General features: G+C 72.1%; 17 protein-coding genes and 2 pseudogenes. 15 read left to right on the top strand and 4 right to left on the bottom strand.

The genetic code is table 11. From position 1 onward, the window contains the following. Window positions 1–4 precede the first annotated feature (4 nt). From ACFV1W_RS21425 to ACFV1W_RS21410, 4 genes are all read left to right on the top strand, one after another. The gene (locus ACFV1W_RS21425) at window positions 5–763 is read left to right on the top strand and encodes an ABC transporter permease (protein WP_380418781.1); all 759 of its coding nucleotides are present in this window, start codon (window positions 5–7) and stop codon (window positions 761–763) included. Further along, complete coding sequence (locus tag ACFV1W_RS21420) at window positions 760–1,611, top strand: ABC transporter permease (protein ID WP_380418780.1); 852 nt, start codon at window positions 760–762, stop codon at window positions 1,609–1,611. Before ACFV1W_RS21425 ends, ACFV1W_RS21420 begins: the two co-directional genes overlap by 4 nt. A gap of 67 nt (window positions 1,612–1,678) precedes the next feature. Then, entirely contained in the window at window positions 1,679–2,554 is an 876-nt protein-coding gene (locus ACFV1W_RS21415; protein ID WP_380418778.1) for a phytanoyl-CoA dioxygenase family protein, read from the top strand. Window positions 2,555–2,768: 214 nt separating this feature from the next. Continuing rightward, window positions 2,769–2,957 (top strand): hypothetical protein, encoded by a 189-nt coding sequence (locus ACFV1W_RS21410; protein ID WP_380418776.1) that lies wholly within the window; start codon window positions 2,769–2,771, stop codon window positions 2,955–2,957. A 212-nt stretch (window positions 2,958–3,169) separates the two neighbouring features. Here ACFV1W_RS21410 and ACFV1W_RS21405 read toward each other — a convergent pair whose 3' ends face one another. Further along, the gene (locus tag ACFV1W_RS21405; RefSeq protein ID WP_380418774.1) at window positions 3,170–3,976 is read right to left on the bottom strand and encodes an alpha/beta fold hydrolase; all 807 of its coding nucleotides are present in this window, start codon (window positions 3,974–3,976) and stop codon (window positions 3,170–3,172) included. A 346-nt stretch (window positions 3,977–4,322) separates the two neighbouring features. Between ACFV1W_RS21405 and ACFV1W_RS21400 the strand changes: the two are divergent. Together ACFV1W_RS21400 and ACFV1W_RS21395 are read left to right on the top strand one after the other, a co-directional pair. Next, a pseudogene (locus tag ACFV1W_RS21400) lies at window positions 4,323–4,484 on the top strand (IS256 family transposase); the annotation flags it as partial. A gap of 62 nt (window positions 4,485–4,546) precedes the next feature. Further along, window positions 4,547–4,942 carry a hypothetical protein gene (locus ACFV1W_RS21395; RefSeq protein ID WP_380418772.1) on the top strand — a complete coding sequence of 132 codons (396 nt, stop codon included), beginning with the start codon at window positions 4,547–4,549 and terminating at the stop codon, window positions 4,940–4,942. Between the two features lie 472 nt (window positions 4,943–5,414). Here ACFV1W_RS21395 and ACFV1W_RS21390 read toward each other — a convergent pair. Next, window positions 5,415–5,849: pseudogene (locus tag ACFV1W_RS21390) on the bottom strand (alpha/beta hydrolase); the annotation flags it as partial. On the opposite strand from ACFV1W_RS21390, the gene ACFV1W_RS21385 reads away from it, so the two are divergent. Continuing rightward, window positions 5,800–6,228, top strand: a complete 429-nt coding sequence (locus ACFV1W_RS21385) for a winged helix-turn-helix transcriptional regulator (RefSeq protein WP_380418770.1) — start codon at window positions 5,800–5,802, stop codon at window positions 6,226–6,228. The pseudogene ACFV1W_RS21390 and the gene ACFV1W_RS21385 overlap by 50 nt on opposite strands. Continuing rightward, window positions 6,204–6,476 (top strand): hypothetical protein, encoded by a 273-nt coding sequence (locus ACFV1W_RS21380; RefSeq protein WP_380418769.1) that lies wholly within the window; start codon window positions 6,204–6,206, stop codon window positions 6,474–6,476. The genes ACFV1W_RS21385 and ACFV1W_RS21380 overlap by 25 nt, the downstream gene beginning before the upstream one ends. Here the strand turns inward: ACFV1W_RS21380 and ACFV1W_RS21375 are convergent. Next, window positions 6,457–6,732 carry an HU family DNA-binding protein gene (locus tag ACFV1W_RS21375; RefSeq protein ID WP_380418767.1) on the bottom strand — a complete coding sequence of 92 codons (276 nt, stop codon included), beginning with the start codon at window positions 6,730–6,732 and terminating at the stop codon, window positions 6,457–6,459. The two genes, ACFV1W_RS21380 and ACFV1W_RS21375, sit on opposite strands and share 20 nt — an antisense overlap. Window positions 6,733–7,600: 868 nt before the next feature. Here ACFV1W_RS21375 and ACFV1W_RS21370 point away from each other — a divergent pair. The 6 genes from ACFV1W_RS21370 to ACFV1W_RS21345 all read left to right on the top strand — a co-directional run bounded on the left by ACFV1W_RS21370 (window position 7,601) and on the right by ACFV1W_RS21345 (window position 14,741). After that, a complete protein-coding gene (locus tag ACFV1W_RS21370; protein WP_380418765.1) occupies window positions 7,601–8,182 on the top strand; it encodes a hypothetical protein in 582 nt (193 codons plus the stop codon). A gap of 542 nt (window positions 8,183–8,724) precedes the next feature. Further along, the gene (locus tag ACFV1W_RS21365; RefSeq protein WP_380418763.1) at window positions 8,725–8,982 is read left to right on the top strand and encodes a hypothetical protein; all 258 of its coding nucleotides are present in this window, start codon (window positions 8,725–8,727) and stop codon (window positions 8,980–8,982) included. Between the two features lie 889 nt (window positions 8,983–9,871). Beyond that, window positions 9,872–10,921 carry a substrate-binding domain-containing protein gene (locus tag ACFV1W_RS21360; RefSeq protein ID WP_380418761.1) on the top strand — a complete coding sequence of 350 codons (1,050 nt, stop codon included), beginning with the start codon at window positions 9,872–9,874 and terminating at the stop codon, window positions 10,919–10,921. 109 nt (window positions 10,922–11,030) lie between these two features. Next, entirely contained in the window at window positions 11,031–12,605 is a 1,575-nt protein-coding gene (locus tag ACFV1W_RS21355) for a sugar ABC transporter ATP-binding protein (protein ID WP_380418759.1), read from the top strand. A gap of 73 nt (window positions 12,606–12,678) precedes the next feature. After that, the gene (locus tag ACFV1W_RS21350) at window positions 12,679–13,719 is read left to right on the top strand and encodes an ABC transporter permease (RefSeq protein ID WP_380418757.1); all 1,041 of its coding nucleotides are present in this window, start codon (window positions 12,679–12,681) and stop codon (window positions 13,717–13,719) included. A gap of 215 nt (window positions 13,720–13,934) precedes the next feature. Next, window positions 13,935–14,741: a DeoR/GlpR family DNA-binding transcription regulator gene (locus tag ACFV1W_RS21345; protein WP_380418755.1), complete on the top strand. Its 807-nt coding sequence runs from the start codon at window positions 13,935–13,937 to the stop codon at window positions 14,739–14,741. A gap of 29 nt (window positions 14,742–14,770) precedes the next feature. Here ACFV1W_RS21345 and galK read toward each other — a convergent pair whose 3' ends face one another. Beyond that, on the bottom strand, window positions 14,771–15,916 hold the full coding sequence (gene galK / locus ACFV1W_RS21340) for a galactokinase (protein WP_380418753.1): 1,146 nt from the start codon (window positions 15,914–15,916) through the stop codon (window positions 14,771–14,773). A 269-nt stretch (window positions 15,917–16,185) separates the two neighbouring features. On the opposite strand from galK, the gene galT reads away from it, so the two are divergent. Further along, a complete protein-coding gene (gene galT, locus ACFV1W_RS21335) occupies window positions 16,186–17,289 on the top strand; it encodes a galactose-1-phosphate uridylyltransferase (protein ID WP_380418751.1) in 1,104 nt (367 codons plus the stop codon). Window positions 17,290–17,397 lie beyond the last annotated feature (108 nt).

The raw sequence follows: 17,397 nt of genomic DNA, 5'->3' as shown, positions 1-17,397 counted from the left end.
GGGCGTGGCGGCCGGGTTCCGCCTCCAGTTGGCGCTGCTGCGACGCTCACCCGGCGAACTGCAGGTGCTGTTCACCGTTCCGCTCTACACCCTCGTCTTCCTGTCCGTCTCGGTCCACACCGGCCACCGGGACCTGGCCTCCTACGCCGTCCTGGCGCCGGTGCTGATCGCGCTCTGGAGCATGGCGCTGTTCACCGCCGGCGACCTCATCGGCCAGGACCGGGCGGACGGCCTGCTGGAGACCGTGGTGGCCACGCCCACCGCACTGATCTCGCCCGTCACCGGGCGGATCGGCGCCGTGGTGGCGGTCAGCCTGCTCTCCTTCGGCGAGGCATGGATCGTCGCCGAGGCCGCCTTCGGCATCCACCTGGTCCCCCGGCACCCGGTGCTGCTCGTGGCCTGCCTGCTGCTCAGCGCCTTCGCCATGGTCGGCACTGCGGCGACGATGGCCTGCGCCTTCGTGCTGACCCGCTCCGCGCGGATCTTCCAGAACTCGCTCAGCTTCCCGGTCTACCTGCTCGGCGGCGTCCTGGTCCCGGTCAGCATGCTGCCCGGACCGGTGCAACCGCTCAGCCGGCTGGTCTTCCTCTCCTGGTCCAGCGGGCTGCTGCGGGACTGCTTCGCCCCGGCGGCAGTGTCCGCGCCGGCGGCCCGGCTGGCGGCCATCGCCGTGCTGGGTCTGGCGGGCTACCTCGCGGCGGGCCTGCTGATGCGGCGGGTCCTGCGCCGGGTCCACGCCCTCGGCACCCTGGACCTGGCATGAGTACGCACCCGAGCACCGCCCCGACGCTCCCGGAGCACGCCCCGCGGGCACCGCGGACCTCCGCGTGGCGCACCGTGCACGCCGGCGCGATGATCGCCGCGGCGGACTTCCGGGCCATGTACACCTGGACCACCTGGACCTTCGGCTGGCTGGCCCGGATGCTCTCCCAGGCCGTCTTCTTCGCCCTGGTCGGCAAGGTGTTCAGCAGCCCCGGGGGCGAGCGCTACCTGTTCGTCGGTAACGCGCTGATGGCCTGCGCCATCGAGGCGATGCTGGTGATCACCTCCAGCGCCTGGGAGCGGCGCAGCGGGACCCTGCCGCTGCTCGTCGCCTCACCCGCCGAGCTGGCCTGGGTGTTCGTCGGCCGCAGCCTGCAGTGGATTCCCAGCGGCATCGCCACCAGCACCACGACCCTGCTCGTGCTGGGGCCGTTCTTCGGGGTGCACTGGACGGTGCCCGGCGCCGCGGCCATGGTCTGCCTGGTGGCGCTCACCGCGGTCGGCACCTACTGCTTCGGCCTGTTCCTGTCCGCGCTCGCCCTGTCGGCCACCACCTGGCGCAACACCATCTCCAACGTCGCCTACCTCGGCATGATGGCCGTCTGCGGCGTGGAGGTGCCGGTCTCCGTCTGGCCGACCGCCGTCCGGTGGGTGGCGTGGACCCTGCCGCTCACCCACGACCTGCTGGCACTGCGCGGCGTCCTGGACGGCGCGCCCGTCGGCACCGTCCTGCTCCGGGTGCTGCTGGGCACGGCGACCGCGCTCGGCTGGCTCGCGCTGGCCCTGCCGGCCTTCGGCCGGGTCGCCGCGAGCGGGCGCCGCAGCGGAACCCTGCAGTCCACGGGCTGACCGCCGCTGCCCGGCCCCCCACAACCCCCCGTTCCGAGCCACCCGCCGACCCGAGGGACACCCGCGCATGCCGCTCTCCGACGCCCATCTGCAGCACTACCGCGACCACGGCTGGGTCGTGGTCCCGCACTTCTTCTCCGCGCAGGAACTCGCCCCCGCGCTCACCGCGCTGCCCGAAGTCGTCCCCACGGCGGAGGAGTTCGCCGAGCACCCGGACTGCGAGCGCTGCGCCGCACTGGTCAGCGGACCGTTCGAGGGACTGCTCAACTACCCGCTGGCGCAGCAGCCGTTGAACGCACTGGCCGTCGACGAGAAGCTCCTGTCCGCAGTGGGCACGGTCCTCGGTACCCCGGACGTGCGGATCTACCAGGCGTGCCTGTGGGCCAAGTACGGCGGCCCGCACACCTACGACCAGCGCCTGCACCTGGACTACCGCAACCAGAGCCTGCTGGTGCCGTCCGAGGACCCGGCCTTCCACCAGGTCAACGCCTTCGTCTACCTCAACGACGTGGACGACGACAGTGCCACCCGGGTGGTGAGCCGTCAGCACACCAGCGGGCTCCCCTACGACGAGGCCGACCTCGACCGGGCCCGGCACCCGGAGCTGTACGCACTGGAGCAGAGCGCGGTCGGCCCGGCCGGCTCGCTGCTCCTCTTCGAGGCCCGCACCTACCACCGGGCCGTCGACATCACCCGCCCGGGCGCGGCCCGCTTCGTGCTCAACACAGCCTTCCGCACGGCGCAGGCGGAATGGGTCGGCTACCACGCCTGGCCGTTCCGGGGGAAGCGGCCCGAATGGGTCGCGTGGGTGGAACGGTCCTCCCCCGCCCAGCTGCAGGCACTCGGCTTCCCACCGCCGCACCACCCGTACTGGACGCCCGACACCCTGCGCGCCGTCGGCGTGCGCTACCCGGGCATCGACCTGGGCGCCTGGGAAGCCTGACCGGAAGGCCACCCGTCCGGGGGCGGCCCCGGTGGACGGGGCGGGTGGCCGCGCGCTGCACCAACGTCTCGCCCGGCGGGCCGCTGACGCCGGGCAGTTCCTCCTCCCTTCGCTCTCCCGAACGCTGTGGCCCCACGGACTCGCACGGGGTGATCCCGTCTCGCCGAAATCGAGCGAGCCCGAAGCGCACATCAGCAGTGATCTTCGGGCTGGGGTGACCGCGCCAGTTGAGGCCAGCGGCCCCTCACGGGTCGACCGCCGCAAGACCGGAAGCAAGCACCACGTGATCAGTGATGGCGGCGGTATCCCGTTCCACCTGATCACCACAGACGCCGACGTCGAGGACGAGCAGTCCATCGGCGAGCCGGCAGACGGTGGAGCCTCGACGGTCGCGGCAGGGTGACCGGGAGGCGAGGCCGGGCCGAGGACGCTGGCAGGGAACGGCCCAGATGTCTGACCTCGTTGGAAGTCCCCACCCCCTACTCGGGTTCGGGACAGACCTGCTCACAAGGTCTCCCCACCCCCCAGGGTGCCGGCCCGGGGCGGCGCGGCAGGCCTCCGGAGTCGCCTGTCAGCCAGCCGAACTTCGGGGCGGAACGGCCTGCGTGGGGCCGGTCAGAGGGTGGCGAGGAATTTCCGGACGGTGGTGGCGAAGGCGTCCGGGGCAGTGGTGTACAGGAGGTGGTCGGCGTCCAGTTCGGCGAACGCGATGCCGGGGCGGCGCTCGACCATGGCGGCGGCCTGGTCGGCCGGCAGGGTTCCCTTGGTCGCGCGGATCAGCAGGGCGGGGCAGCTTGTGGCCGTCCAGTGGGCCCAGTGGTCGCCGTGGACCTGGTCCTCGGAGCGGTACATGTCCTGCGGGTGGAAGGGCAGACGCCAGGTGCCGTCGGCGTTCTCGCGCAGGCGCTCGGAGAAGTACGGCGCGGCCGGGCCGAGCCCCTCGACCAGTGCCTCGCGGGTGGGCGCGTCGTAGGGCAGGTCCAGCAGGAACCCGAACGGGTTGGTGCCGTCGAGGCCGAGCGCGACCGGGCCCTCGGCGTTGACGAGCGCGGCGACGCGCTCCGGGTGGCGGGCCGCGAACTGGTAGGCGTTGACGGCGCCGAGGGAGTGGCCGAGCAGGACGACCTCACCCAGGCCCAGATGGTCCAGGAGGGCCTCCAGGTCCGCGAGGTAGCCCTCGCGGGAGTAGTCGGCGGTGCGGTCGGACTCGCCCTGACCGCGCTGGTCTGGGGCGACCAGCCGCCACTGGGGGCCGAGCGCCGCGGCCAGGTCGGCGAAGGTGGCGCCCTCGGACAGGTGCCCGTGCAGGGCGACCAGCGGCCGGCCCGTGCCGCCGAAGTCGAGGTACGAGAGCCGGCGGCCGTCGATGAACAGCTCGGCCCGGGAAGCGGTGGCGGGCGTGGTCGCGGTGAGGTTGGTCATGTCTGGTCCCCCGGAGAGTCGGATGTGGCCGACGGCTTGATCGACGGGAAGAGCATAGCCCAGAGTTAGACGTTTGTGTAAGACATTTGTTCAATCGGTTTGATCGGCCGTGCGTCGGCCCGGGCGAGAGACCGATGGGTCAGTCAGAACGCTGGGGCGCAGCCGGTGGGCCGGGAGCGCCTCACCCGCCAGGGCCTCGATCCGACCCGCCGCCTCGGGGCCCGCCGACCATCGGCGGGTGGGCCCCGAGGCGCTCTCCAGCTCCCCACACTCCTCAGACCGTTGAACAGTCCAGCCGACTGGGGACCGGAGACCAGGCCTGGCCGTTTTCACACCTGTACGCCGCCGGGACGTGCTGCTGGAGTTCTACGACTACCCCGCTGAGCACTGGATCCACCTGCGGACCACCAAACCCATCGAGTCGGCCTTCGCCACCGTCCAGCCCCGCACCAAGGCCACCAAGGCCACCAAGGGCGCAGGATCCCGCGCCGCCGCCCTCGCCGTGGCCTCCGAGCCGAACGGCCGCATCGGCGGATGAAACCGGGTCCTACCTCCTGACACAATCCCCTGATGCAGCCGCTGCCAGTTCCCTGCCCCGCCCATCTCATCCCGGACGCCACCGGCACCGACGCTTTTCACGACGTCTACCGCAACGCCATGGCGCACAACGTCGCATTCGTCGCCATCGAATCCGAAAAGCGCCAGCAGTGGACCGTGAAGGCGGACACCCTCACCGCCGGCTCGGGCCACACGGTCACCGGCGCCGTCAACGACGCGATTCGGGCGGCGATCACTCGCCTGATCCAGAACCACGAGGTCGACCTGGACGCCTACACGGGGCCGGTGTACTTCATGATGCACGGCGTGCGGAGCGAGGAACGAGCCCGCGAACTCGCAGCCGCGCTGCATGCCGCCCTCTACGGAGAGCTGGAACCCCTGGCCCGCGCCGTCCCTCCCGTAGCCTGATCCGCCAGGTCGCTCTGCTCGAAGGCTTCTGGGGTCACGGCGGCGCTGCTCACGTAGGCGATCAGGCGAGTTCGGGTAGCACCTGGCACTGACGGCTACTCACGTCGAACTCGCGATGTCGGTGATCAACGTCGGGCGAGGTACGGCTGTGGCATGCTCGTGCGCGTGATCGGTGCCCCGAACCGTGGCTGGTCGTTTGCAACAGCGCGGAGAGCCTTCCCGATCCGGTGCCTGCGAGGTGAACGGCGTTCCCGGTGTCGAGCGCGCGGTGGGCGCACGCGGAACGCTGTGCGGCGTCTCAGCCCGGCGTACCAGCCGCTATCCGCATCCGTTCGCCCCTGACGCCCCGCAGTCGTGCCGACGGTGCCGCCAGGAGGCTGAGGCAGCCCCGACACGGCCGTGCGTCCAGGAGCGCTTCCCTGAGCCGAGTCCGGGACTCGGCTCAGGGAGGCGCCAGGCGACCGGCAACCGGTCAGCCGGCCTTCAACAGCAGGTCGGTGAGTGCGTCCGGCACGGTGACCATGCAGTCATGGCCGCTCCGCAGCTCCCACACCTGCGACGCAGCGCCGCCTGGCCGCACCGCCGGAACCGGGCGGCGCGTGACGTCCCCCGGTGCGCTGCCGACACAGTGGATGTGTGTCCGGGAGATCGCATCCACGGCCGGGTCGTCCAGCCGGACCGGCTGGAGGAAGCAGCGCACCGACTCGTCCGACAGCATGGTGCGCAGCCACGCCGTGTCCGCCGGGTCGGTCACACCGAACAGACCCACGGGCGCGGGCATTTCCGGCACGGGAGGGGTGCGCCAGGGGGCGTCGGAGGCGGCGGCCGCGTCGATCAGTCGCTGGGTTCTGTCCGGTATGACGTCCAGCGCGCTCTCAACGTCAGCCGGGACCATCGCGTCGAAATGGGCCGTCGTCGTCCTGTTCGCCCTCAGTCGCGGGCCCCGTCGGCACGGCGAGCTCGTCGACCTCGTCGGTGGTATCTCCCGCAAGGTACTCACCCAGACGCTGCGCAGACTTCAGAGCTACGGCCTGATCGAACGCCGTGCCTATGCCGAGGCACCCCCGCGGGTCGAATACAGCCTCACCGACCTGGGCCAAACCCTCACCGGACCCATCGCAGCCCTGACCGACTGGGCGAAGACGTACGGCGACGCCGTAGCCAACTTCCAGGAAGCGGCGCAGCGAACGATCCGCTTCTTGAGGACTTCTGCCTGCGCGTCGGGCAGCTGCCCGCCTCGGGGCCGCGTCGGACACGGACGGTGCGGGACGTCTGCTGCGCGTTGACGGTGTTCGGCATCGATCTGGACGGTCTGGCGCCGGAGGTCCTGCTGCACTACGGCGTCGAATGCCGCAAGCACGGGCTGTCCGGAGAGACCCTGCGTTCGGGCACCTTCGCCGGCACGCCGGCCTGGCCCGTTCTCCACGACCTGGGGCAGTTCCCGGCCTCGGCCCCGCGCACCCTGCGGGCCGCAGTGACCCGCGGCCAGAGCGGCACGCGGGCCGCGGCTGCCGCTACTTCACGGCTTCCTTGAGCTTGGAGCCGGCAGTGGCCTTGACGCTGTAGCCGGCCGGGATCTCGATCGGTTCCCCGGTCTGCGGGTTGCGGGCCTTACGGGCAGCGCGGTGGGTGCGCTCCAGCGTCAGGAAGCCGGGGATCACCAGCTTTTCGTCGCCTTTGAAGACGATCTCGCCAGCGATCTCGGCGAGCATCGAGAGGACGGCATCGGCGTCCTTCTTCGGAAGGCCGGCCCGCTCGGAGACGGCTGCCACGAGTTCGGTGCGGTTCATCGTGCCTACTTTCGATCACGGAACTGGGTCCCACCGCATGCTGCCAGATATTCCGGACATACCGGTGAGCAGGACGATGCGGCGCGCCGCTGGCGATATCGCCGGGGGTTTGTGCGACGAGATCACCGCCGTGAGCCCCGCCGCGTGCCCACCGCTGCAGGCGGCCGCCCTTTGTCGCATGCCACGCGACGCTCCCGGCGAGCCCGGAGATGCGTCGTGATCACGGAGCTCTCGACGCTCAGCGATCACCGGAGGGCCCGTGCCCGTCCTGAGGTCGTGTCTTCGGCTGCTCCCGGGGTGGGCTGACCACCAAGCTCCACCTGGCCGTCGACGGCCAACCGGCTGCGGCGCGGGCGACTCGGTGGCCGCCCGGTGGCCTTCGACCGCGACCTGCGGCGAGCCTCGTGACCGCGGCGGCAGCCGAGCCGCCCAGCGCGTACGCCGCCACCAGTCCGCTTCGGGCCCACTCCCAAGGAGGTCCGAGGCCCCCCGCTTGCACGGAGCCCCGCACTCCACCGCGGCCGTCCGGCCCTCGGCACGTCCGGCCGATCCAGCGATCTGGCTCACCGTCATTCCGGCCCCGCCGCCGCTGACAAATGCCGAGATCGGCCGAATGAGTGAGGAGAAGTCAAAAACAATCCGGGCGCCACCAAGCTGTCCGTCAACTCCCGTGCAGTTTGGCTGATTTGAGAACACGGCCGACGTTCCCACATCATCTCCGGCGGTGGTTCGGGGGGTCTACCTGACACTCATTTAGACCTGTTCGTCAGCCATTCGGCGGCGGATTGATATGACAGCCATTTAGGCGGTCGATACGTTCATTCATGTCGGCGCCAAGCCGATTCAGTCCAGTAACAGGAGAGGGTCCATGAACAAGATGACCACCGCCGTTGTCCTCGCGGCGTCGGCGGCCGTGGCCGTGACCGGCATCAGCTACGCGTCGGCCGCTTCCGAGCCCGTGGCGAAGGCGGCCCCGGTCGTTGAGAAGGCCGCCCCGGCGGCCGCTCCCGCCCTGGCCCCCCTCGACGGCGGCACGAAGGGCAACGAGGGCAAGGGCGACGAGGGCCGGGAGCGTCACGGGCGTCACGAGCGTCACGAGCACCGGGGCGTCATCCACATCAACGAGCGGACGTACTCCGCCGACGACTTCGGCTGCATGACCGTGGTCAGCGGCCTGGGCGCCAAGTCGCTCAACGTCCGCAACGACAGCCACCGGACCGTCGAGGTCTTCAGCGGAGCGGTCTGCGACAACGGCGCCCCCATCGCCACCGTCGGGCCGCACAGCGCCAGCGACGGCGTGCACCCGAAGCGCGTGCACGACGGTATCGAGGTCGACGACGGCGTCGTCGGCAGCTTCCGGGTCGTGCGCCACGACTTCGGCTTCGGCGAGCACGGCGAGCACGGCGAGCACGGCGAGCACGGCGAGCACGGCGAGCACGGCGAGAAGTAGGACTAACTCCACCGGCCCAATCTGGTGTCCCGGCCCGCCGCTATCGGGCCGGGGCACGACATCAACATCCTTCCACAGGTCCCTGCAGCCCGCCCCGCGATGATGTCCGCCGGGACGGCGCAGGAGCGACCACCCCATCATCCGACCTCGAACAACACTCACCCGATCCCCCCGCCCGGCGGAACCAACCAGGCGGGGGCCATCACCGCCCACCGCCACTGGAGAGCCGGGTTCGCCGCATCCGTAGCACATCGGGCGAAGAATGGGTGTGCGCTGCGCCCGCGCCGCCCGGGGACGCGCGGCGGCGTGGTGACGGACGGCGGGCGCCGACGGGCGGCGGCTCAGGCGGTGTCGACGGTGGCTTCGGCGTGCTGGCCGGCGGCGGTCCGCTCGATGCGCCGGGCGAGCATGGTGGCCGTCTTCTGCAGTTGTGGCCCGTCCGACGGCCCGGTACCAGCACACCGGCGAAGACGGTGCCGACCCGCATGAGGATGAGGTTCCCGGTGCTGCTGCCGAAGCTGCCGGTGTAGGCGGTGGTCTCGTTGCCGACGGTTGTCACGGACAGTGCGCCGGCCTTCTTGTGGGCGCCGACAAGTTCGCCGCGCTCGGCTGCCTGCGCTCACCTGGCCGAGGGCACCGTCGGCACCGCCGAGGAGTACGCGACGTTCGACGGCGCCAGCTCCGTCGAGCGCGACCAGGAGCTCTTCGACGCCGTCGCGGACCTGGTCGACGTCCGCGGCTGCCCGGCCTGTCCCACCGCGCATCCGTGCACCCGCGAACCCGAGGCACAGCCGGCCTGACGCAGCCAGGCCAGGATCGGGCCGCCAGCGGTGGTCGTACCCACCAGCGGCACGGGGCGGGCGCAAGTGCGGTCTGGCGGTCGGCCCACACGCGGTAGGCGCGAGGCCGGTACGGGTCGCGGTACAGGTGACCCTTGCGTTCCAGGGCCTTGACCCGGTGGCGACCGAGGTTCGGTTCACGCCCGGCCATGAACGGAGTGCTGGCCTCTCTGGAGGGCTCGCGGGCCGGCGGCGGGACGACGGCCCGGATGGTCTGAGCCCGATCCGGGGCGCGGCGCAGCCCCGACGGCTTGGGACCCGACCGCCTCGCCCGGTCAGCCCCGCCGTCGACTGCTGCCGGTCGGGCCCGTCTGCGTCCTTCCGCGGGCGAGCCACGACGGGGCGACCGTGGAACGCTCCGTCGCCCAGCTCGCGAGGACCTCGCCGCCGGGGACGGCGGTGTCCCTCGCAGGGTGTGCGACCAGCCCGCCGCGGCAGGAGAGCCTAGCGGCAACTTCCAACACCAATCAACACCCCGAGAAAGGAAGGTCGGTCAACGCCGCCCCGGGCCGACGGGACGGGGGGTGCCGACGCTATTGACGCCGTCTCGCCTTTGACCGAAGCTGTCCCGGGCGCCTGCCTACCGATCGGTAGTCAAGTGAGCCCGAACGCTCCCCCGTTGAGCATCCCTGACCAGGAGGACCGTCAGGCCCCTCGACGGAGTGCGCAGCGCGCCCGCACGGACCGGCGGGCATCACGAGACGGTTTCGAAACCGCCCCGGAGGCAAAGCTGAGCTTGACTCAGGCCTGAACGGGGCGTTTTCTTTTGCTCCGTCGCGTTTAATTCCGATGCTTTCTGATCGATTCTGTTGCTACTGGCTGATCGGCCCCCACCTTCAGGAGCCCCACCATGCACCTCTCCCCCCGTGGCCGCCTGGCCCCGCTCGCCGCGCTGAGCCTGGTCACCGCCTTCGGTCTGACGGCCTGTTCCACCGGGCAGACCTCCTCCTCCGGCGCCGACGCCCCGGTGGCCCCGGTCTCCGGCAAGGTCTCGATCACCTACCTGCAGAAGCAGGGCGACCAGCAGTACTTCGTGGACGAGGCCGCCGGCGCCAAGGCCAAGGCGGCCGAGCTGGGCGCCGACCTGAAGGTCGTCAACCTCGGCAACGACGCCAACAAGACGGTCGGCGAGGTGCAGGCCGCGATCGCCCAGAAGAGCAACGGCCTGATCATCGTGGTGCCGGACCCTGCGGTCGGCCCGCAGGTCGTCCAGACCGCCCGGGACGCCAAGGCGGCGCTGCTCACCTCCGACGACCAGGTCTGCGCGAGCGGCCCCTCCCCGACCCAGTGCGCCGCCGGAGACCTCGTCCCCCGGATCGGCTTCTCCGGCCAGCAGATGGGCCAGCAGGTCGGCCAGCGCGCCGCGGAGGAGTTCAAGAAGGCCGGCTGGAACGCGGCCGACACCCGGATCATCTCCGCCTGGAAGCAGGACGTGACCGTCTGCGGCGACCGGGTCAAGGCTGCCAGGACCGCCTTCGACCAGGCCGCGCCGGGCGTGCAGAACATCGACGTGGCCACCGACAACACGCCGACCGGCGCACAGGACAAGGTGGCCGCCACCATCACCGCCAACGCCGGCGTCAAGCACTGGGTGGTGTGGGGCTGCAACGACGAGAACGTCCAGGGCGCCGTCACCGCCCTGCAGAACGCCGGGGTCAGCCCCGACGACATCGACGGCGTCGGCCTGGGCGCCTACCTGGCGTGCAAGGACTGGGCCTCCGGCAAGCCCTCCGGCATGAAGGCCGCGCTGTTCATCAACGGCAAGGACGTCGGCGCCCTGTCGGTGCAGACGATGTACGACAAGCTCAAGAACGGCAAGGACTTCCCCAAGGAGGCCTTCGCCCCGACCAAGATGGTCGACGCCACGACCTGGCAGTCCGCGGGCGTGTCCTGCAGCTGACGCCGCGTCCGGCGTCGCGCCGAGCCGACGGTGCGGCAGGCCCGACCAGGCCCTGCCGCACCCCGACGCTCCCCAAGACCGTCCGCACCGCACCGCCAACGAGGCCTCGATGACCCCACCTGAATCCCCGCCCCTTCCCCCACCGGACGGCTCGGCCGGCCTGAGCGCCGAGGGCGTGTCCAAGCGCTTCGGCGCCGTCCAGGCGCTGACGGACGTCACCCTCAGCTTCCCGCCCGGCCAGGTCACCGCCCTGATGGGCGAGAACGGTGCCGGCAAGTCCACCCTGCTGCGCATCCTCACCGGCGACCACCGCCCCAGCGGGGGACGCGTCCTGCTGGACGGCCGGCCCCTGGAGCTGAACTCCCCGCAGGACGCCCGCCGGGCCGGGATCCGGATCATTCCGCAGGAACCCGAGATCATCCCGCACGTCCCGGTCGCCGAGAACGTCTACGCCGGCGCGCTGCCCCGCACCCGGCTGCGCCGCCTGGACCGCGCCGGGCTGCACCGGCGCATCGTCGCCGACCTGCGCCGCCTCGGCTTCGACAAGGTCCTCGACCCCGCCCTGCTCGGTTCCGAACTCACGGCGGCACAGCGTCAGTTGGTCGAGATCATGCGTGCGCTGACCGGCTCCGTGCCGCCACGCGCGATCGCCTTCGACGAGCCCACCTCCTCGCTCTCCGAGCACGAGGTGGAGGCCCTGTTCGCCCTGATCGGACGCCTGCGCGACGAGGGCATCGCGGTCATCTACGTCTCCCACCGGATGAAGGAGATCTTCCGGCTCGCCGACCGCATCGCCGTGCTGCGCGACGGACGGGTGGCCGGCATGGTCCAGGCCGCCGCCACCGGCGAGGGCGAACTCGTCCGGCTCATGGTCGGCCGAGACCTGTCCTCGATGTTCGTCCGCCAGCAGGTCGCCACCGACCGGGTCGTCCTGGAGGTCGAGGACCTCAGCACCGACGACGTGCACGGCATCGATCTGCGGGTCCGGGCCGGCGAGGTCGTCGCACTGGCCGGCCTGATCGGCGCCGGACGGTCCGAACTGGCCCTGGCGCTGGCGGGCGACGCCCCGATCCGCTCCGGCACGGTGACCCTCAACGGCGAAGTCCTGCGGCTGAGGAACCCCGGCGACGCCATCGCCGCGGGCATCGGTCTGGCCCCCGAGGAGCGCAAGGCCCAGGCGCTGTTCCTGCACCGCACGATCCGGGACAACACCTCGCTGGTCAGCCTGGGCCGGCTGAGCCGCTGGCGGTTCGTCAGGCGCCGTCAGGAGAAGGACCTCGCCCAGGAGTACGCCGACCGGCTGCGGGTCCGCGCCCCGTCCGTCGAGGCGGAGGTCCGCACCCTGTCCGGCGGCAACCAGCAGAAGGTCGTCCTGGCCCGCTGGCTAGCCCGCAGGCCCGACCTGCTGATCCTCGACGAGCCCACCCGCGGCGTCGACATCGGTGCCAAGGCCGAGATCTACCAGATCATCGCCGACCTCGCCCACGCGGGCACCGCCGTCCTGGTCATCTCCTCCGAACTGCCCGAAGTGCTCGGCCTCGCCGACCGGGTCGTGGTGATGCAGAACGGCCGCACCACCGGCGAGCTCACCCGCGAGCAGGCCACCGAGGAGGCCGTCCTCGCCCTCGCCATGGCCGACGACCTGGCCACCACCGCCCCCGCCCAGACCGGAGAGACCCAGTGAACGAGCGCAGCGAGCGAACCGTCGAAAGGCGCGCGTGGGCAAGTGCCCCTGCCGAGCGCAGCGAGGTGGGCGCATGACCACCGCCACTCCCCCGACCGCCCCGGCGCCGGACGCCGGAGCCGCGACCGCCCGGTCCGGTGGCCCGCGCGCCGTGCTGGCCGCGGTCGGCGGCCAGAACCTCAGCCTGATCGGCGCCCTCGTCGCCGTCGTCGCCCTGTTCGGCTGGCTCAACCCGAACTTCGCCGGCTGGGACAACATCCAGGTCATCGCCGAGGCCGTCACCATCTCCGGACTGCTGGCCGTCGTCCAGACCGTGGTGATCATCTGCGGCGGCCTGGACATCTCGGTCGGCTCCCAGGCCGGCCTGGCCTCCGTCACCAGCGCGATGGTCTTCACCTCCACCGGCGCCAACCCCTACCTCGGCATCGGCGCCGCCCTCGCCATCGGCGCCGGCATCGGCCTGTTCAACGGCGTCGTCATCGTCTACGGCCGGGTCAACCCGACCATCGCCACCCTCGCCGGACTGGCCGCCTACAAGGGCGTCGCCCAGCTCGTCTCGGACGGCCGGGCCCAGGGCTACGTGCTCAACGACCCGGTGTTCGTCTTCCTCAGCCGGGGGCGGATCGCCGGCCTGCCCACCATGGTCTGGCTGCTGGTGCTCACCGCCCTCGCCGTGCACGCCCTGCTCACCTACACCGACATCGGCCGCAACATCTACGCCATCGGCGGCAACGACACCGCCGCCCGCCTGGCCGGCATCAACCTCAACAAGTACCTGATCGCCGCCTACGCCCTCTCCGGCACCGTCGCCGCCCTCGCGGGCGTGCTGCTCACCGCCCGCACCGGCAGCGGCCAGCCCGTCTCCGGCAGCGAAGGCCTGGAGCTGCAGTCGATCACCGCGGCCGCCCTCGGCGGCTGCGCCCTCAAGGGCGGCAAGGGCGGCATCGGAGGCACCCTGCTCGCCGTCGCGCTGCTCGGCGCACTGCAGAACGGCCTCACCGTCCAGAACATCAACTCCTTCTGGCAGAACGTCGCCCAGGGTGCCCTGCTGGTCGCCGCCGTCGTCATCCAGCAGCGCCGCAACCGCGACCGCGCGGTCGGCCTGCCCGCCTAGGGCGTCGGCCCGGCCTTGCGGGCCGGGGAACCGGCCGTCCCCTGACCGCCGGTGCCGCGATCGAACGCGGCGCCGGCGGTCCGCTTCCCGGACCGGTACCGGGGAACAGCCGGCCGGCGGTGCTGGGATAATGACTCCCGCAGGACCCGGCCGCGTTCCCGGTCGCCGACGAGAACGCCCAAGCCGCACGTGCTCGTTCGATCGAAAGGTCCTCCGTGGCTGACCAGACGTTGCTCGCCGCCCAGCGCCAGGCACTGATCCTGGAGGCGATCCGCCGGGCCGGCGCGGTCCGGGTCGCCGAACTGGTCGAGCAGTTCGGCGTGTCCGACATGACCATCCGCCGGGACCTCGACGCGCTGGTCCGTCAGGGCGCGGTGGAGAAGGTCCACGGCGGCGCGGTGGCGACCGGGACGGCGAGCACCTTCGAACCCGGCTTCGACGCCAAGTCCGGGCTGGAGGAGGGCACCAAGGCCGCGCTCGCGGACGCCGCGGTCAAGCTGGTGGAGCCGGGCAGCGTGGTGGCCCTCTCGGCCGGAACCACGACCTACGCGGTCGCCGCCCGGCTCCTGGAGGTCCCGGGGCTGACGGTGGTGACCAACTCGCTGCGGATCGCGGACCTGCTCTGGGCGGCGGGGAGCGAGGGGAGGGAGACCGTCCCCTCGCTGCTGCTGACGGGTGGGTCGCCCACCCGCTCGGCGGCGCTGGTGGGGGCGCTGGCCGACCAGACGATCCGCTCGCTGCACGTGGACCTGCTGATCCTCGGCGTGCACGGGGTGAGCGAGCAGGCCGGCCTCACCACGCCCAACCTGGCCGAGGCGCAGACCAACCGGGCTCTGATCGCCTCGGCACGCCGTACGGTCGTGGTCGCGGACCACACCAAGTGGGGCGTGGTCGGGCTGAGCAGCTTCGCGACGCTGGCCGAGGTCGACTGCTTCGTCACCGACGACGCCCTCCCGGCGACCGCCCGCGAGGTGGTCGCCGAGGCGGTCGGCGAGCTGGTCGTCGTCCCGGCGTTCGGCTGAGCGGGCGGCCGGCTCGGCGTTCGGCCGGGTCAGGCCACCCGCCGGGCGCCCGCCGACGGCACCGCGGTGAAAGTGACGGGTGCGGTGAAGCCCGCCGAGCGGAAGGCCGACCGCACCGCCTCGGCGACCGCCGCCGGATCCGCGGCCTCGACCAGCGCGATGACGGAGCCGCCGAAGCCGCCGCCGGTCATCCGGGCGCCCAATGCCCCGGCGGCGACGGCGGACTCCACCGCGAGGTCCGTCTCCGCGCAGGAGACCCGGAAGTCGTCGCGCAGCGAGGCGTGTCCGGCCGTCAGCACCGGCCCCAGCGCCGCGAGCTCACCGCGGCCCAGGTGGTCGATCGTCTCCAGCACACGCCCGTTCTCGGTCACCACGTGCCGCACCAGCGGCCGGAGTTCGCCGGGCAGCCGGTCCAGGGCCGGGGCCAGGTCGGCGGCCGGGAGGTCGCGCAGCGCGGGCAGACCGAGCAGGCCCGCGGCGCGCTCGCAGCCCGCCCGCAGGGCCGCGTAGGCGCCGTCGCCGAGGTCGTGCTTGACCCGGGTGTCGATCACCAGCAGCCGCAGGCCCGCCGCCGCCAGGTCGAGCGGCACGTGCCGCTGTTCCAGCGTCCGGGTGTCGAGGAACAGCGCGGTGCCGTCCGTGCAGCAGGCGGAGGCCATCTGGTCCATCACTCCGCAGGGCACGCCGACGAAGGCGTTCTCCGCCCGTTGGGCGATCAGGGCGAGTTCCGGCGCGGTCAGGCCCAGTTCGTACAGGTCGTTCAGGGCCGCGGCCGTCGCGCACTCCAGGGCGGCCGAGGAGGAGAGCCCGGCGCCGGTCGGCACGTCGCTGTCGACGAACAGGTCGGCCCCGCCGACGGGGTGGCCCGCCTCGGCGAGCGCCCAGAAGACCCCGGCCGGGTAGCTCGCCCAGCTCGCCACGGCGCCGGGCGCCAGTCCCTCCAGCGCCAGGTCGGTGACCGTGCCGTCGCCCTGGGCGCTGTACAGCCGCAGCCGTCCGTCCGTCCGGCGGCGCGCGCTGACCCGGGTGGTGTGCGGAAGGGCGATCGGCAGGACGAAGCCGTCGTTGTAGTCGGTGTGTTCTCCGATCAGGTTCACCCGGCCGGGGGCGGCCCAGACGCCGCTCGGCCGTGCCGCGTGGACGGCCTCGAAGTCGGTGGCGGCCTCGTCGATCATCTGTTCAGCTCCATGTGTGGTGAGCGGGGTTGGTCCTCGCCGGCGGTGATGTCGGCAAGCGGGAGCAAATTCGACATAATCAAACATGCCTGGCCCTCAAGGTCAATGTCTGCGGTGAACCTGGATGGACATGATCAGGCGGGTCGCGCGGACCACCGGGAAACACCAGCACCCCGGGACAGTCCTTGTTGACAAGCGATCGTGTTTGTTTGAATCTGTTGAAGCTTGAAAACTGCCGGGGCGACGTCCAACGCGTAAGGAGTACAGCGGTGCACAGAACCGCCACCAAGTTGGCCGACGGCCGCGAACTGGTCTACTTCGACCAGGCGGCGGGAGCCGTCCGCGACGTCCGGGACGAACGCCCCCTGGAGCCCGCGGCCAGCCTCTCCGAGATCCGGCTCGACCCGGTGCTCGGCGAGTGGGTCACGGTGGCCGCCCACCGCCAGCAGCGCACCTACCGCCCGCCGGCCGGCGAGTGCCCGCTGTGCCCCTCCCGGGACGGGCGGCTCAGCGAGATCCCGGCGGCCGACTACGAGGTGGCGGTGTTCGAGAACCGCTTCCCCTCGCTCGCGCCCGGGTCGGCCGAGCACGTCGCGGCGCGGGACGCGCCCCTGCACACCCTCCGACCCGGCAACGGCCGCTGCGAGGTGGTCTGCTTCACCTCCGACCACGACGCCTCCTTCGCGGACCTGGACGAGGCGCGGGCGCGCCTGGTGCTGGACGCCTGGACCGACCGCACGGCGGAACTGTCCGCCCTGCCCGGCGTGCGGCAGGTGTACTGCTTCGAGAACCGCGGAGAGGAGATCGGCGTCACGCTCGCCCACCCGCACGGTCAGATCTACGCCTTCCCCTTCGTCCCCTCCCGCACCACCCGGATGATCGCCCGGGCCGAGGCGCACCGCGACCGCACCGGCCGGAACCTGTTCGAGGACCTTCTCGCCGCCGAGCAGGACACCCCGGAGCGGCTGGTCCTGCGGGGCGAACACTGGATCGCCTTCGTGCCGTTCGCCGCGCGCTGGCCGTACGAGGTCCACCTCTACCCGAAGCGCCGGGTCGCCGACCTCACCGAGCTGACCGAACCCGAACGCGCCGAGTTCCCCGGCCTCTACCTGGACCTGCTGCGCCGCTTCGACGCCCTGTTCCCCGCCCCGCCCGGCGCGGCGCCCAACCGGACCCCGTACATCTCGGCCTGGCACCAGGCCCCCCGCACCGGCGGCGGACAACTCGCCCTCCACCTAGAACTGTTCACCGTCCGTCGGGCGCCGGGCAAGCTCAAGTACCTGGCCGGCGTGGAATCGGGGATGGACGCCTTCGTCACCGACGTGAGCCCGGAGCAGGCCGCCTCCCGGCTCCGGGAGGCCGCGCTCGGCTGACCCGCGACCCGACCGCGGTGGCGCGGGGTGCCCCCCCCCCGCCCGCCCCCGCGGGGCGCGGGGGGGCGGCAGGTAGGGGGGGGCGGGGGCGCCGGCGCGGGGCCGGCG

Source organism: Kitasatospora sp. NPDC059648 (assembly GCF_042734825.1).
In the GTDB taxonomy this organism is placed as follows: domain Bacteria; phylum Actinomycetota; class Actinomycetes; order Streptomycetales; family Streptomycetaceae; genus Kitasatospora.
This window is presented reverse-complemented; position numbering and strand designations above follow the sequence as displayed.